This is a genomic window from Paraburkholderia acidiphila (assembly GCF_009789655.1).
GTDB lineage: Bacteria > Pseudomonadota > Gammaproteobacteria > Burkholderiales > Burkholderiaceae > Paraburkholderia > Paraburkholderia acidiphila.
Genome location: NZ_CP046909.1, coordinates 1,059,468 through 1,074,286 on the forward strand (window position 1 = coordinate 1,059,468; position 14,819 = coordinate 1,074,286).

At 58.4% G+C, this 14,819-nt stretch carries 12 protein-coding genes, 2 tRNA genes and 2 rRNA genes; 8 read left to right on the top strand and 8 right to left on the bottom strand.

Translation table 11 applies throughout. The features are described 5' to 3' along the window. Nucleotides 1–36: 36 nt before the first annotated feature. From FAZ97_RS04750 to rrf, 3 genes are all read left to right on the top strand, one after another. Nucleotides 37–111: transfer RNA gene (locus FAZ97_RS04750), tRNA-Ala, on the top strand. A 288-nt stretch (nucleotides 112–399) separates the two neighbouring features. After that, nucleotides 400–3,277: ribosomal RNA gene (locus tag FAZ97_RS04755) — 23S ribosomal RNA — on the top strand. Between the two features lie 170 nt (nucleotides 3,278–3,447). Continuing rightward, nucleotides 3,448–3,561, top strand: a 5S ribosomal RNA gene (gene rrf / locus FAZ97_RS04760). Nucleotides 3,562–3,753: 192 nt separating this feature from the next. Here the strand turns inward: rrf and FAZ97_RS35160 are convergent. After that, the gene (locus tag FAZ97_RS35160) at nucleotides 3,754–3,927 is read right to left on the bottom strand and encodes a hypothetical protein (RefSeq protein ID WP_199272074.1); all 174 of its coding nucleotides are present in this window, start codon (nucleotides 3,925–3,927) and stop codon (nucleotides 3,754–3,756) included. A 132-nt stretch (nucleotides 3,928–4,059) separates the two neighbouring features. On the opposite strand from FAZ97_RS35160, the gene FAZ97_RS35165 reads away from it, so the two are divergent. Then, a complete protein-coding gene (locus tag FAZ97_RS35165; protein ID WP_199272075.1) occupies nucleotides 4,060–4,230 on the top strand; it encodes a hypothetical protein in 171 nt (56 codons plus the stop codon). A 30-nt stretch (nucleotides 4,231–4,260) separates the two neighbouring features. Here FAZ97_RS35165 and FAZ97_RS04765 read toward each other — a convergent pair whose 3' ends face one another. The 4 genes from FAZ97_RS04765 to FAZ97_RS04780 all read right to left on the bottom strand — a co-directional run bounded on the left by FAZ97_RS04765 (nucleotide 4,261) and on the right by FAZ97_RS04780 (nucleotide 8,390). Beyond that, entirely contained in the window at nucleotides 4,261–5,613 is a 1,353-nt protein-coding gene (locus FAZ97_RS04765) for an MATE family efflux transporter (RefSeq protein WP_325073225.1), read from the bottom strand. Further along, nucleotides 5,610–5,918 (bottom strand): DUF2288 domain-containing protein, encoded by a 309-nt coding sequence (locus tag FAZ97_RS04770; protein ID WP_158759055.1) that lies wholly within the window; start codon nucleotides 5,916–5,918, stop codon nucleotides 5,610–5,612. The genes FAZ97_RS04765 and FAZ97_RS04770 overlap by 4 nt, the downstream gene beginning before the upstream one ends. Nucleotides 5,919–6,575: 657 nt before the next feature. Next, complete coding sequence (locus tag FAZ97_RS04775) at nucleotides 6,576–7,307, bottom strand: peptidoglycan DD-metalloendopeptidase family protein (protein WP_158757417.1); 732 nt, start codon at nucleotides 7,305–7,307, stop codon at nucleotides 6,576–6,578. 168 nt (nucleotides 7,308–7,475) lie between these two features. Then, on the bottom strand, nucleotides 7,476–8,390 hold the full coding sequence (locus FAZ97_RS04780) for an aldose epimerase family protein (protein WP_158757418.1): 915 nt from the start codon (nucleotides 8,388–8,390) through the stop codon (nucleotides 7,476–7,478). Nucleotides 8,391–8,885: 495 nt separating this feature from the next. On the opposite strand from FAZ97_RS04780, the gene FAZ97_RS04785 reads away from it, so the two are divergent. The 3 genes from FAZ97_RS04785 (at nucleotide 8,886) to FAZ97_RS04795 (ending at nucleotide 10,538) form a co-directional block, all read left to right on the top strand. Next, nucleotides 8,886–9,716, top strand: a complete 831-nt coding sequence (locus FAZ97_RS04785; RefSeq protein WP_158757419.1) for an undecaprenyl-diphosphate phosphatase — start codon at nucleotides 8,886–8,888, stop codon at nucleotides 9,714–9,716. Nucleotides 9,717–9,832: 116 nt separating this feature from the next. Further along, a tRNA-Arg gene (locus tag FAZ97_RS04790) sits at nucleotides 9,833–9,909 on the top strand. A gap of 116 nt (nucleotides 9,910–10,025) precedes the next feature. Further along, nucleotides 10,026–10,538 carry a hypothetical protein gene (locus FAZ97_RS04795; RefSeq protein ID WP_158757420.1) on the top strand — a complete coding sequence of 171 codons (513 nt, stop codon included), beginning with the start codon at nucleotides 10,026–10,028 and terminating at the stop codon, nucleotides 10,536–10,538. Between the two features lie 29 nt (nucleotides 10,539–10,567). Here the strand turns inward: FAZ97_RS04795 and FAZ97_RS04800 are convergent, their stop codons facing one another. Next, complete coding sequence (locus FAZ97_RS04800) at nucleotides 10,568–10,933, bottom strand: HepT-like ribonuclease domain-containing protein (RefSeq protein WP_158757421.1); 366 nt, start codon at nucleotides 10,931–10,933, stop codon at nucleotides 10,568–10,570. Nucleotides 10,934–10,936: 3 nt separating this feature from the next. Further along, a complete protein-coding gene (locus FAZ97_RS04805) occupies nucleotides 10,937–11,212 on the bottom strand; it encodes a hypothetical protein (RefSeq protein ID WP_158757422.1) in 276 nt (91 codons plus the stop codon). Nucleotides 11,213–11,595: 383 nt separating this feature from the next. On the opposite strand from FAZ97_RS04805, the gene FAZ97_RS04810 reads away from it, so the two are divergent. Next, a complete protein-coding gene (locus FAZ97_RS04810; protein WP_158757423.1) occupies nucleotides 11,596–12,747 on the top strand; it encodes an AlbA family DNA-binding domain-containing protein in 1,152 nt (383 codons plus the stop codon). A gap of 51 nt (nucleotides 12,748–12,798) precedes the next feature. Here the strand turns inward: FAZ97_RS04810 and FAZ97_RS04815 are convergent, their stop codons facing one another. Beyond that, nucleotides 12,799–14,577 (bottom strand): hypothetical protein, encoded by a 1,779-nt coding sequence (locus tag FAZ97_RS04815; protein ID WP_158757424.1) that lies wholly within the window; start codon nucleotides 14,575–14,577, stop codon nucleotides 12,799–12,801. Between the last annotated feature and the right edge of the window lie 242 nt (nucleotides 14,578–14,819).

Sequence of the window (14,819 nt, forward strand, 5' to 3'; positions counted from 1 at the left end):
GCATAAGGCGAAATGATCCCTCGAGTATGTGTGACTGGGGGATTAGCTCAGCTGGGAGAGCACCTGCTTTGCAAGCAGGGGTCGTCGGTTCGATCCCGTCATCCTCCACCAATCCTCAATGCCTAGTGTCCGGTGAAACACAAACCGGGGATTACGCATTGGCGATTGAGCCAGTCAGAGCGGTATGTGAAAACGTATCGGCTGTCGTTCTTTAACAATCAGGAAGAAGTAGTAAAGAGATTCATCCAAAAATGTCTAGAGATGGGCATGAGTAGGTGAATCAGGGTTGTGATTGTATCAATGTATTTTTAAGTGATCGAAAGATTGCCTTGAAATACGGCGCAACACGAATACTCAACCTGTAGCGGATGTGAATCGGAAGAGACACACCCGTTATAGGGTCAAGCGAACAAGTGCATGTGGTGGATGCCTTGGCGATCACAGGCGATGAAGGACGCGGTAGCCTGCGAAAAGCTACGGGGAGCTGGCAAACAAGCTTTGATCCGTAGATGTCCGAATGGGGAAACCCACTCCGAATGGAGTATCCATGACTGAATACATAGGTCATGTGAAGCGAACGCGGTGAACTGAAACATCTAAGTAACCGCAGGAAAAGAAATCAACCGAGATTCCCAAAGTAGTGGCGAGCGAAATGGGACCAGCCTGCATTCTTTATCTGTACCGTCAGCCGAACGCTCTGGAAAGTGCGGCCATAGTGGGTGATAGCCCCGTAGGCGAAGGCGGAATGGAAGAACTAGGTATGCGACAAGTAGGGCGGGACACGTGAAATCCTGTCTGAAGATGGGGGGACCATCCTCCAAGGCTAAATACTCGTGATCGACCGATAGTGAACCAGTACCGTGAGGGAAAGGCGAAAAGAACCCCGGGAGGGGAGTGAAACAGATCCTGAAACCGCATGCATACAAACAGTCGGAGCCTCGCAAGGGGTGACGGCGTACCTTTTGTATAATGGGTCAGCGACTTACATTCAGTGGCAAGCTTAACCGAATAGGGCAGGCGTAGCGAAAGCGAGTCCGAACAGGGCGTCCAGTCGCTGGGTGTAGACCCGAAACCAGGTGATCTATCCATGGCGGGTTGAAGGCACGGTAACACGTGCTGGAGGACCGAACCCACTAACGTTGAAAAGTTAGGGGATGAGCTGTGGATAGGGGTGAAAGGCTAAACAAACCTGGAAATAGCTGGTTCTCTCCGAAAACTATTTAGGTAGTGCCTCGTGTATCACCTTCGGGGGTAGAGCACTGTCATGGTTGATGGGTCCATTGCGGATTACGTCGCCATAGCAAACTCCGAATACCGAAGAGTGCAATCACGGGAGACAGACATCGGGTGCTAACGTCCGGTGTCAAGAGGGAAACAACCCAGACCGCCAGCTAAGGTCCCCAAATATGGCTAAGTGGGAAACGAAGTGGGAAGGCTAAAACAGTCAGGAGGTTGGCTTAGAAGCAGCCACCCTTTAAAGAAAGCGTAATAGCTCACTGATCGAGTCGTCCTGCGCGGAAGATGTAACGGGGCTAAGCCATATACCGAAGCTGCGGATGCACATTTATGTGCATGGTAGGAGAGCGTTCCGTAAGCCTGCGAAGGTGCGTTGAAAAGCGTGCTGGAGGTATCGGAAGTGCGAATGCTGACATGAGTAGCGATAAAGGGGGTGAAAGGCCCCCTCGCCGTAAGCCCAAGGTTTCCTACGCAACGTTCATCGGCGTAGGGTGAGTCGGCCCCTAAGGCGAGGCAGAAATGCGTAGCTGATGGGAAGCAGGTCAATATTCCTGCACCATTGTGAAATGCGATGGGGGGACGGATCGCGGAAGGTTGTCCGGGTGTTGGAAGTCCCGGTCCTTGCATTGGAGAAGGCGCTTTGGCAAATCCGGGCGCGGAATTCAAGGGTGCGAGGCCATTCACTTAGGTGAAGAAGCAACTGGAAGTGGTTCCAAGAAAAGCCTCTAAGCTTCAGTTTCACAGTGACCGTACCGCAAACCGACACAGGTGGGCGAGATGAGTATTCTAAGGCGCTTGAGAGAACTCGGGAGAAGGAACTCGGCAAATTGGTACCGTAACTTCGGGATAAGGTACGCCCGGTAGCTTGACTGGCTTGCGCCAGAAGGGTGAAGGGGTTGCAATAAACTGGTGGCTGCGACTGTTTAATAAAAACACAGCACTCTGCAAACACGAAAGTGGACGTATAGGGTGTGACGCCTGCCCGGTGCCGGAAGATTAAATGATGGGGTGCAAGCTCTTGATTGAAGTCCCGGTAAACGGCGGCCGTAACTATAACGGTCCTAAGGTAGCGAAATTCCTTGTCGGGTAAGTTCCGACCTGCACGAATGGCGTAACGATGGCCACACTGTCTCCTCCCGAGACTCAGCGAAGTTGAAGTGTTTGTGATGATGCAATCTCCCCGCGGCTAGACGGAAAGACCCCATGAACCTTTACTGTAGCTTTGCATTGGACTTTGAACCGGTTTGTGTAGGATAGGTGGGAGGCTGTGAAGCGGGAACGCTAGTTTCCGTGGAGCCGTCCTTGAAATACCACCCTGATCTGTTTGAGGTTCTAACCTTGGTCCGTGATCCGGATCGGGGACAGTGCATGGTAGGCAGTTTGACTGGGGCGGTCTCCTCCCAAAGGGTAACGGAGGAGTACGAAGGTACGCTAGGTACGGTCGGAAATCGTGCTGATAGTGCAATGGCATAAGCGTGCTTGACTGTGAGACCCACAAGTCGAACAGGTGCGAAAGCAGGTCATAGTGATCCGGTGGTTCTGTATGGAAGGGCCATCGCTCAACGGATAAAAGGTACTCTGGGGATAACAGGCTGATACCGCCCAAGAGTTCATATCGACGGCGGTGTTTGGCACCTCGATGTCGGCTCATCTCATCCTGGGGCTGTAGCCGGTCCCAAGGGTATGGCTGTTCGCCATTTAAAGAGGTACGTGAGCTGGGTTTAAAACGTCGTGAGACAGTTTGGTCCCTATCTGCCGTGGGCGCTGGAAGTTTGAGGGGGCCTGCTCCTAGTACGAGAGGACCGGAGTGGACGAACCTCTGGTGTACCGGTTGTGACGCCAGTCGCATCGCCGGGTAGCTATGTTCGGAAGAGATAACCGCTGAAAGCATCTAAGCGGGAAACTCGCCTCAAGATGAGACTTCCCCGGGGACTAGATCCCCTTGAAGGGTCGTTCGAGACCAGGACGTTGATAGGTCAGGTGTGGAAGCGCAGTAATGCGTTAAGCTAACTGATACTAATTGCCCGTAAGGCTTGATCCTATAACAGGTGTGTCTCGCTCCCGCAGTGGAGAGCAGGACGCACAGGTTGAGAGATCGGTGTTGTGCCAGAAACAACACAACCCCAATTCAGCAACACCTCTTTACGCTTCTTCCCGATTGGCTGTGGCGCCAGGTTCACCAGAACCCGCGCGACGCAGCAACCCGTCATGCCTGATGACCATAGCGAGCTGGTCCCACCCCTTCCCATCCCGAACAGGACCGTGAAACAGCTCCACGCCGATGATAGTGCGGATTGCCCGTGTGAAAGTAGGTAATCGTCAGGCTCCTTATGCAGTAACGTCCAGAACCCCGGTGTCTCCGAAAGAGAACCGGGGTTCTGGCGTTGGGGCGCGCGAAGAAATGAAAACGCGAACCTGCCGTTCGCGAAACGAGCAACGAAAGCCGCCACACGGCCAGCTCGACTGGTCGCGGCGAGATTCAGGCAAGGTGCGCGCCGGTGGGTGTCGGCGCTGGGTTCAGTGCCTGCGACGAACCCGGTCGAGCACATGATGCTCGGCCAGCCAGTGATGCATCATCCCTTCGCCGTCGTGCTCCTTCCGGTAGGCGCGCGATTCGAAAATCGATAGCCCGAGAAGAACGAGCAGACCCACACCAAGACCGATCAGACCCGCAATAGTTTCGGCATCCATGGCAGCCTCCTGTCGATTGCAGCCATGTCCGCATCTTAGAACAATGTCGCGACGGAAAAAATAGCGAGTTCAGCCGTTTCGCTACCTGTCTGGAGCGCTGATCGGATCACCACTCAGCAAGGATTTGAGGCAATGTTCCGTGTTTATCTGGCCCTTGCAATGGCCGCTTTGCTTTCCGCATGTGCCGACAACGCAACGAACCACCACCACGGCACTCCCCCGCAGGATCCGCCCGACTACCACGGCGTGCCAACCGACGATCGGCCGCCGATGATGATCGACAACCCGCCGCCCGCTCAATAAGCTAAGCGCCAATGCTGGGCGCGAGGGTGCTCAGCGTAATTGCGTGGACATCGCGTTGATCGCGCCGCTAATGCGCGGCAGCAAGGGCGAGAGCGTCAGACCGCGCGCGGCCATAAAGACGAGCAGGGCAATCCATAATCCATGATTGCCGAGTGGCCCGACCAGCGCCCAGGACGCGCACAGAAACACAGCCAGCGACACAGCCATGGCTTGCATGAGTTCGCGTGTCCGCGTGGCCCCGATGAATACGCCGTCCAGCAGAAACCCCCAGACGGAAATGAGCGGCGAAAGCGCGGCCCACGGCAGGAATGCCTGGGCGGCGGCACGCACCGCCGGCTGATTGGTGAGCTGAGCGATGATCCACGGGCCACAGGCCCAATAAACCAGCGAAAAACCAAAGGCACCTAGCGCGGCCCAGAACAGGTTGATCTTCACGGCCTGCCGGAATGCATGACGATTGCCCGCGCCGATTGCCGCGCCAACCAGCGCCTCGGCTGCATGAGCGAAGCCGTCGAGACCGTAGGCCATGAAGGTCTGGAAGTTCAGCAGCAGCGCGTTCGCAGCAAGGATCGCGTCGCCTTGCTTCGCGCCCAGATGCGCGAACCACCCAAACGAGCCCAACAGACAAAGCGTACGCAGAAAGATGTCGCGATTGATCGCGACGAGGCGCTTGAGCGCCGCGGGTTCGAGCACGGTTTGCAGCGCAAGCGGTGCGAGCCCGCGAGGACGTAGCGTCCACAGTATGCAGGCGCCGAAGACAAACCCGAGCGTATCCGCCGTTGCCGTCGCAGCACCGATACCGGCGATGCCCCATCGCAGCCAGTACACATAGGCGAGCACCGCGACGATATTCGTGAGATTGATAAATATCTGCGAAAGCAGGGCAATGCGCACCCGCTGCGTGCCGAGCAGAAAGCCGAGTACGACGTAGTTAGCCAGGGCGAACGGTGCCGAGCCGATACGCGCAAGGCAGTAAATGCCAGCGTTGCGTTGCACCTCGCTGCTGCCACCAATGCCCGCGAGCGTGTAACGGATCAACGGAGATTGAATCACCAGGATTGCGGCGCCAATCGCAAATGCTAGAAGCAGGGCGCGTACGACATTCGCGCGCAATGCGGGGAGGTCGCGCGCGCCGTAGGCCTGTGCGACGAGCCCGGTCGTCCCCATGCGCAGGAAGCCGAAGCCCCAAAACACGAAGTTGAAGAACAGCCCGCCCAGCGCGACGCCGCCAAGGTCGGCTGCGCTGCCGAGGTGACCCGCCACAGCCGTGTCGACAGCCCCGAGGATGGGCTGCGTGAGATTGGCGAGGACGATGGGAAACGCGAGCGTCAGCACGCGTCGATGCCAACCTCGCTGGTCGGGCAGGGCCTCGGCGCCGCTCAAGCGCGTTCCTGCACGCACACCCACGGCGAGACGACAACCGCCCACAATTCCGGCTTGCGAGCGGCGTAATCGGCCGCGGTTTCCGCTTGCATTCGCGCGACGAGCCCCGAGGACAGCCACTGGGTCACGACAGCACTGTCGTCGTTGGCAATGGCCTCAGCCACGCTCACGAGGTCAAGGTCGCGCGCCACGCTCAGCAGCTTGCCTTGCGCGAAGAAACGTTCGAGATCCTGCCAGTCGATCTTGGCGGTTTCGCCGAGCAGCTTGGCGTACGTCGAACTGGGGTTGGCGTTTTCAATAGTCATGATGATTGGGAATTCGTTGCGGCCAATACTATAAACGATAGTCTGCGCGCCAACCGCTGGCCGGATAGAGGACACCGATTCGGCGGTATTAATCACATTAATTGTCGATATCCAGGCTTGTGCCGCCAAAATACAGACAATAAGCAACATTAAATCAGCCAAACATCTGATCTAAGCGTGCTGCGAATTGATGTTTCAAATTTGTACAGCATGGCGAATAAATGCACGGTTACGTGCGCTCGCCCACTAAAGCCGGTAGCCTCGAAAATGCGCAAAGTACCGCGCCTTAAACCGACGATACGGGCTTGTGAAAAGCCCTCGAAAAGCAATCTACGTCAGCCTGAATGGCCTGCCCAGCAAGCCTTTGCGCCATTCGACGACTTGTCGCTGTGTGTCACTGGAGTGCGCGATTCCATACGCAGGAACAGTTGATCCGGCGTCCTCATTCGTTGCTGAAAAGTGATGCGACACATAATCCGTGCGGCGTAGCACATTTTCGGGCTAATTAAGTGATTGCGTCGCAGGAAGCCCGTTGATAGATTGCGATTCGGCGCATGGTAAACCGGTCCTTTGCCGATATGCGCCAAACCCCCGTTAGCCCGGCGCCATGCCGGGCTTTTTTTTCGTCCATTGATCGTCTGACCGCAATGGCCTGTCTCAGCGCGCAGGGAGTTGTCGCGTTGGATCGATCGAGCGTCCCTGGTATCGCAGTTCGAAATGCAGCATGACGCGATCGTTGTCGCTATTGCCCATTTCCGCGATCTTTTGCCCTTGCGTGACGCTTTGACCTTCCTTCACGAACAATGCCTGATTGTGCGCATAGGCTGTCAGGTAATCGCCGCTGTGCTTGATGATCAGCAAGTTACCGTAGCCACGCAGCCCGTTGCCGGCATAAACCACGGTGCCGGGCGCGGCTGCGACGATCGGCGTCCCTGCCGCATTGACGATGTCGATGCCCTTCGAATTGCGCCCATCAAAGCCGCGGATGACCTGACCACTAGCCGGCCAGACAAGCGCAATCGAAGGCGCGGCGGCTGCCGTCGGTGTGGATGATTCCGCGGATGACGGCGCAGATGCCGTGTCGGCTGCATTGGCGCTCTCGCGCGAGCCAGGCGCAGCACTACGGGCTGCGCCACCGCTACGCGCGCTCGCGGTACCGGCGGGCGGCTCCACACGCAGGACCTGGCCGACTTCGATGGCGTCCGGGTTCGACAGATTGTTCCAGCGCACGATGTTCTGCACGGACTGGCGATTGCTGCGCGCGATCTTGTACACGGTGTCGCCGCGTTCCACGCGGTAAAAGCCTGGGCCGACCGGGGCCGATCCGCACGCCGCGACCAACGCAACGAGCGCCGCACATGCAATCCGTCTGATTCCTGGTGCCAACATTGAACCTCGCATGACTTTGCCTCGATGGACCGCGCTACGCGGCCCATCGAGCTGGCAAAACGCACGATTTTAGCGGTTTTGCCAACGCAACTGGGGTTTTGCCTGACGAATGACTGACGAAAGCGGAAGCACGCCTTCCCGTGCCGGCGCCAAAGGCGGTCGGCGAGATTAGCCGCCAAGCGTCTCGACGCGTATGCGCAACGTCGCTGTCTCCGTTTGGCCCTGCGCGAGCCAGCGCAAGCCGAGCCCGTTGTGGATTGCATCGGGTAGACCAAGCCAGGGTTCGACACAGTAGAAGTCCGAATCGGGGGCTTCGGTCCACGTCGTCACGGCATACCAGGGCAGCGAGCCGGGCCGGTTCAGATCGATGGTCACCGCGCGGCCGAGTCCTGGCGCGACGAGCCGCACAGGCGTGGCCGGCGGCGTCGGTTCGAGCACATGGAAGCGGTCGATGATGCTTGCGTCGTCGAGCCTGTACTGCGCCTTGCCGGGTTCGGGCGCGCTGATCGAACCGTCCGCGAGTTGATGCCGGCGCTGGGCGGGCGGCAAATCGAGCGTCGTTTGTGCGCGCTGGGCATGCGGCAAGGCGAAATAGAAATGATGGCCCGCGTACCAGGGAAGCGACTGTGTGCCGGTATTGGTCACAGCCAGCGTTACGTCGAGCGTATGTGCGTCGGCCAGCCGATAGGCCGCTTCGAAGCGAAAGGCGAACGGGTAGCCAGTGCGCGTTGCATCGGAGTCGACGAGCGTCATTTTCAGGCCATGCTCATCGTCGTCGACTTGCGCGGCAAATGGCAGGTCGCGCGCAAAGCCGTGCATGGGCAGATCACGAATCACGCCTTGGGCGTCGCGCCAGCGGCCGATCTGGCCGTCCACGCGATGACGGCCGAGGAACGGGAAAAGCAGCGGATTGCCGCCGCGCACGCGTGCCGGCTCGGCCCAGTTTGCATTCTCGGGCCAGACGATAACCGGGCGGCCGTCGACTTGCCAAGATAGCAAGCGGCCACCGGCCCACGGCGCGAAACGCAGCGTCGAGGCACCACGGTTGAGGGTGAGGATGTCCTGTTCTGGATGAGCGTTCATGGGCGCGCCTGGGGTGGATGGAAGGAGGGCGGCGCACAGGCGCCGGGCAGGCGGATTTTGCGCTGCTTTCTCATGCGTGAAAACCCTTGTCGGGAAAGCGTGGGTTTTGTTCAAGGATGAGAGTCAGCATAATCCGCATGACCGTGCGCTGGCGCACAGAGCATTTTCGCAGGAGACCTCCCCATGGACCTCGCAATGGCAATGAGCATGGCGCTGTTCAGCCTCTTTGTCGGTAGCAGCGCGTATTTCTTCTACAAGATGGCGCGCTGATCGCGCCACGTTCCGTCCCCCTCGTTAGGTTCCCGCGAGCACGACGCGCGCGTTCACGCCAGGATCCGTGCATTCGCAGCCAACTTTGTTGCGACGCAGTAACTTTTCCGACAAATCCATCTCCAGGCTTGGCGCTGCAATACGGCCCAGGCATAATCGGTGCGCTTTGCCGCACCGGCTCCGCAACGGTCCGGCCCCTTACACCATCATTACGAGGATCCGCGCGTGAGTCTCTGGTTTCTATTCTTCCTGAGCGTGTTGCAAGGCGTCACCGAACTGTTTCCGGTGAGCAGTCTTGGCCATACACTGCTCGTACCCGCGCTGTTCGGCATGCATATCGACAAGCACGCGCCGCAACTGCTGCCGTTCCTCGTCGCATTGCATCTGGGAACCGCGGTCGCTCTCCTCTGGTATTTCCGTGAGCGCTGGGTCGCGCTGATCAGTGGCTTCTTCAACTCGCTGGCCGGCCGCAAGAACGACGATGGCCACATGATGTGGGCGCTCATTATCGGGACGATTCCGACGGGTATCGTTGGCCTCGTGCTCGAAAAGCGCATCGAAGCCATCTTTCACGATCTGCGCATTGTCGCGGCCGCGTTGATGGTCAATGGCGTGCTGCTGTGGTTCGGCGATCGCCTCCAGCGTGCGCGTGTGCATCGTGCGCCCGAGAAGCTCACGTTCCGCCAGGCATTTCTCGTTGGCCTCGCGCAGATCGGCGCGCTCATTCCCGGCTTTTCGCGCAGCGGCCTCACGATGATCGCCGGCAATGCGGCAGGCCTCACGGCTGAAAAAGCTGCGGAGTTTTCGTTCCTGCTCGGTACGCCGATCATCTTCGCGGCTGGCGTGCTCGAACTGCCGAAGCTTTTTCACGCGAAAGATCAATTGATGACTGCGGTCGTTGGCGGCGTGCTCACGGGTATTGCGGCGTGGCTGAGCGTGAAGTTCCTGATGCGCTATTTCGAAGGACGCGGACGCCTCGCATCGTTCGGTGCGTATTGCCTGATCGCGGGCGCGATCTTCCTCGGCTGGTTTGCGCTGCATCAGCAGCCGGTTTGAATCTGGCGCGAAGGCCCTTGCCAGGCGTGACGAGCGAGGCGCGACCGCGTGGGACGATCGCGGTATAATCCAGCCCCGTCTTCGTGCGGCCCGCTCGCGGCCTTGCGCACGTTCACGCGACAGTAGCTCAGCTGGATAGAGCATCGGCCTTCTAAGCCGAGGGTCGGGGGTTCGAGCCCCTCCTGTCGCGCCAGTTTCAAGGATTTACGCCCCTGCGGGGTTACGCCGGGGTTACACGGCTCGCAGCGAGTTAGCCGATCCGGAAGAATCTGACGAGCCCAGTAGGGCGCGCACAAAACCACAAAAACAATGCCTACGCTTCCAGACTGGGGAACGATTCAGCAAGTACACGCCGCCTGGGTTCAGGCAATTGGATCGATCGGTGCAATTCTGGTCGCAGTCATCGTGCCGACGGCGCTTTGGGCTCTGGATCGCCACCGGGCGCATCTGGCTGAAAAGAGGCGACTGCAGGCAATTGCAACTATCACCCGCCTAGCGCAAAGCGCTCTACGATTCCTCCGCATCGAGGCTGCGCGAACCGGTTTGCCCGGTTCGAACGTGGTGGCCGTCGAAGCATTTCACGAAGTGCGGATTGCTGCGGACGCCATCAATTCGATCCGCATCGACGAGCTTGGCAGTCCCACCCTAGTGACCAACGTAACAACTATCAAGCGCTGCATTGGCAGGGCGAGCGGCATCATCCCCGAAATGCTTCCACCGACAGGGACCGTCCTTGCATCCCCGCTAAACTTTGCCGCGCTGGTGGAGGAAGTTGACGCAGCGCAATGGGCCATCGATAAAGAAGTTGGCAGCCTTCGCTGACGGGGTGGGGTAGCCCGACGGCAATCGAGCTAAGGAAGTAAGCTTCGAAGCGCGATGATATCGGCGCGCAGTTGAGGCAGATCTTTCTGGATTGTGGCCCAGACGATCGTCGGGTCAACGTGATGATAGATGTGGGCCAGGCGCGTCCGGAGCTTGTGAGCGAAAGAGAGGCCCATGGCCAAGCCGGGATGTTGGCCGCGGAGCTGACTAATCTCGTTTGAACAATCCCTGCACAAACAATCCGCTGCCTCGCCGATAACGACGAAGCGGTAGTAGCAGGCGTCTCTGAGCACGTCGTTCTGCAAGAACGCTTGCTCATCGCTTCCATTCACGTAAGCGGATATGCGGTCGATCGCTTCCAGTACGTGCTCGCAACGCTCACCGGCGGTGGGCATCGCTCAGACCTTTTCGGCCATTCCGAGAATCCGATTCCGGTCGGTGCCTTCCAGGCCGCCCTCTGTCAAGACCGCAACCTTCGCGCGCAATTCCGCCTCCAGTGCGAGCTCGAGCTTGAACAGGTCGAAGTACGACACTCCTCGGTCTGGCTGGACGAGCAAAACCACATCAACCGGCTCCGTCGCCTCCGGAACGTAGCGCAGATTGCGCACGTGAAACTGCGCCAGCACGTCGCTGATCGCGGCCTTGTGGTCACGAACAAATTCGATCGATTTCATGGCGCACTCCCGAGATTCGACACGCATAATTGCGGCTTGACAAACGCATAGAGACAGTATCCGTCCGATTTTCCCGCCGTCAAGTGGGGCTTTCGGATATCTGGGGCGAGTCGAACGGACCTCCAAGACATGCAATTTCTGGACCAAGCCTCATGCTTGAAGTCTTCCGGCGGGATCGCTGTCCAAGCGCTTCTGGCTCTGGGCCGAACTGTATCAGTCCTGCAACAAACGGCCGCACGCAGGCCCATGCGCCCGCTGTCATCCGACAAAGCTTGGGGTCTCGATGGCATCAAGGATGGTCTTGCACGCGCTGGCGACTGCTCGCGACTGTCGAGGCGATGCTATAAGATCGCGCCGAGTCCCTTCTATCGTGGAACTGACCGATGCTGAGTAAAGCCGACCTGCGAGACGTGACCTTTGCCGATATTCAGGCGCTCAAGGACAACCAGATCCCGGAATCGCACACGCTCGACTTTAAGCGCGACTTCCCATTTGAAAAGGACGCGCGCGTCAGTCTTGCCGCGGATGTCGTTGCCTTCGCCAATACCCGTGGCGGTGATTTGATTCTGGGCGCTGATGAGCAAGGTGGTGTCATCTCGGAATTCAAGCCGATCAAACTCGAGGACAAAGACGAGGCGCTACGCACGCTGCAGTCGGCACTGACTGACCTCATCGAACCCAAGGTTCCTGGCGTGCACCTCGGGACCGTCGACGTGCCGGATGGTGGGCATATCGTCATCGTGCGCACGCCACCGAGCTTCCAGGCACCGCACCGCGTGCGCAAAGGTGGCGCTTTCTATTCACGGACCTCAACCGGCATCGATCCGATGGACATCACGACATTGCGCAGCGCTTTTCTTCAAAGTGCAACGGCGAACGAGAAGGTGCGGGTGTTTCGCGAAGAGCGGATAACCGGGTTGCGCCACCGGCCGCTTTCGGCGCCTCTGCGGAAAGGGGCTGTTGGCGTGCTGCATATCATTCCGATGGCTTCCATCCTTGGAACGTTGAATTTCGCCATCGGCAATCTGCACGACGTGGCGCAATACCTGCGGCCGCCTTTGGCTTCGGGTGGCTGGAGCTCCCGCATTAATCTGGACGGTGCCATGAGCATCTCGGCGGTTGACGAGACGTTCTCCTATACACAGCTGTTCAGGAACGGGAGCATTGAAACGGTGATGCCCGTGCAAGCGAACCATTCACCAGTGGCGTGGGTGGGGGCGTTTGAAGATGCACTCGTCAAGGAGTTCCATCATCAGGTGCTCATAGAAGCTCACACGAAGCTTGGAGTTGACGGCCCGGCGTTCGTGATGCTCTCTTTCGTTGATATCGGGGGAGCACCTCTGGACACAGGCAACACCGTGATGGCGGCAATTCACGGCGGCCCGGCAGTGGTGCCCGCATACCACGCGAATCTCTATCTGCCTGAGATTTTCGTAGAGTCGTTTGTCGCGACGTCTTCCGATATCTACGGTCCACTTTTCGATATGGTCTGGAACGCCGCGGGGCGGGCGGGGCGACCCGCGGCGGGGCGGTAGCGGGCGCCGTCAAGGCCACGCCGTGGCGGTGCCGGTCGGGCAAACCGAGGGTTACGTCTCCGTTGCCGGAACGCCATCGTCGTGTCGCGCCACGTACACCCGCATTCCCTCACGGATCCTCGCCTCGCTTTCGCTCGGGAAGCCGGCCTGGTCATCGATCGTGGCGGACTGGACGTCCGAGTTGTTCACACGGATGGAGGGCACAGGCAGTTCCTCGAAATAGATTGGGCCTTCAATGGCAAGCGTGTCGCCGACTTTGACGACTCCACTCTCAATGACAACGCCGAATGCTTTCGCCTTCGGCCAAACTCCTGCAACGGTGCCGATGTACTCGTAGTGCGCTGGCACAACCCCGATGCGCTTGCTCGCATACAGCAGAGGCATGACGTCGCTCGAAGTCCAGTTCCAGCGACGCATGTTGACGATGATTCGATATAGGTCGAACGACGTCATCAGCCCGAGATCTGTTTCTTCCGCGACCGTGAGCAGCTCTTGACGAAACGGCATCGCGTTGTCGCGCTCGAGCGGTGGCATATGCCGTTCATGATTGATGATCGACAAGCCCTGAACTTCAGGGTTTTTCGATTCCTTGGCATGGATCAGGGCATGCTTGTTGGCCTGCGTGGCGTCCTCGTCCGTTGGGCGCCCGCCGATGCCCTTGACGTCGACCACGAGCACCGGGTTGCGATCTTCGATGCGCAGATCCTCGCGTCGGCTCTGCCCAGCGTTATCACGGATCTCGTCGACGTCCACGACGGCGCTGAACCCAAACTCAGCGAGTGCACGCTTCACGGCATTCACCAGGTCGTCGCCGGTCGTGGTGAGGAGATCGTGAATCCAGCCGTTTGTGGCCTGCTCGGTTTCGATCTGGTCGTCTAACGAAGCGATAGCTGCGCGGGTCTCTTCTTCGAGCCGCGTCTTTTCGGCGCGCAGTTCTGCAATTTTCGGGAGCTCGTATTCGGGCCGCTTCGTCCACGCACCAGTCGAATTTTCCGGGAACAGGTCGGGTAAGTACGCAGGCAAGACTGTCGTCAGTAGTTCACTGAGGAATTCCGCTTTGTTCGCCAGTTGGGGAACGACGAGCGCAACAAGTCGCCCCTCCTTTCCGAGGGCAGCTGCAACACATTCTTTGAATTTGTTGACGGCTAGGGGCGCCCATTGATCACCCGAGTAGCGCGATTTGAACGTGCAGGTAAATTTGCTTTCCGGGAGGTACTTCGCTACCAGTTTGCCGAGGTCGGATGAGTCGGTAGACGCCATAACGGAGCCATGGTCATCAGATACCTGCATAAGCTCGAGGGGCTGAACCAAGTTCCAGACATTCAGGTTTGCCGCTGACCCGGGTACCAATTTGCCTCTGTAGTCAGCGGACGTCATGATCGCGTCGTGTTGCGGCGCGTAATCCGCAAAAACGATGAGGACGCCGCCTTGCTTGACGATCCGATCGAACGTTTCGCGTTCGCGCATCCCGGTCAATCCGCGATTATCAATATAGCCGAGATTGTTTCGCGCCCACAGATCTGTTTCCGCGTCCGGTCGATGCTTTTCCCCGGGTGAAGTCTTCACGATCCGGCGCACCTGGAAATCCACGGCGATGATGTCGCACTCCTTGTGTCCAGATAGAAAGGCGTGGTTAATCACCGGCGTATAGCCCGAAGCCTGTTCGACTGCGTATGGTTGGCCAAGAGTACCAGTAACGACGTCGGACCATTTTGAAGTGACAGCTGCAACGACTTCCGGGTCGAGATCCAATAGAAGTAGCTTTGGCTTGCCGTGCTTTCCGGGAATCGCGGTGTCGGGCTGCTCTTCCAGATCGAGCGTCAGCGGCACTCCGCCGCTTCCGTTTGATTCATGCCGAGCACGGGATGTCCCCGGGGTCATTTTCTTGTCTTTTGCGCGAAAAATCATCGTGCTGTCAGCGGATTGTTGGAACCGACAATTATTGCCGAAAATATGCGATACCTGGTACGAGCAAACGTGCGAATCTGCTTGACCTCCTCATAACGTGGCCCTATTCTGTAATCGTCGCTGAGACAACAGCGACCGGGTTTAGCAGCCCGAGAAACGTAGGC

Coding starts and splice junctions, on each gene's coding strand:
- FAZ97_RS04775 (WP_158757417.1), bottom strand. CDS start 7,307: ATGTTGGCACCAGGAATCAGACGGATTGCATGTGCGGCGCTCGTTGCG.
- FAZ97_RS35160 (WP_199272074.1), bottom strand. CDS start 3,927: ATGGATGCCGAAACTATTGCGGGTCTGATCGGTCTTGGTGTGGGTCTG.
- FAZ97_RS35165 (WP_199272075.1), top strand. CDS start 4,060: ATGTTCCGTGTTTATCTGGCCCTTGCAATGGCCGCTTTGCTTTCCGCA.
- FAZ97_RS04805 (WP_158757422.1), bottom strand. CDS start 11,212: ATGAAATCGATCGAATTTGTTCGTGACCACAAGGCCGCGATCAGCGAC.
- FAZ97_RS04770 (WP_158759055.1), bottom strand. CDS start 5,918: ATGACTATTGAAAACGCCAACCCCAGTTCGACGTACGCCAAGCTGCTC.
- FAZ97_RS04800 (WP_158757421.1), bottom strand. CDS start 10,933: ATGCCCACCGCCGGTGAGCGTTGCGAGCACGTACTGGAAGCGATCGAC.
- FAZ97_RS04780 (WP_158757418.1), bottom strand. CDS start 8,390: ATGAACGCTCATCCAGAACAGGACATCCTCACCCTCAACCGTGGTGCC.
- FAZ97_RS04810 (WP_158757423.1), top strand. CDS start 11,596: ATGCTGAGTAAAGCCGACCTGCGAGACGTGACCTTTGCCGATATTCAG.
- FAZ97_RS04795 (WP_158757420.1), top strand. CDS start 10,026: ATGCCTACGCTTCCAGACTGGGGAACGATTCAGCAAGTACACGCCGCC.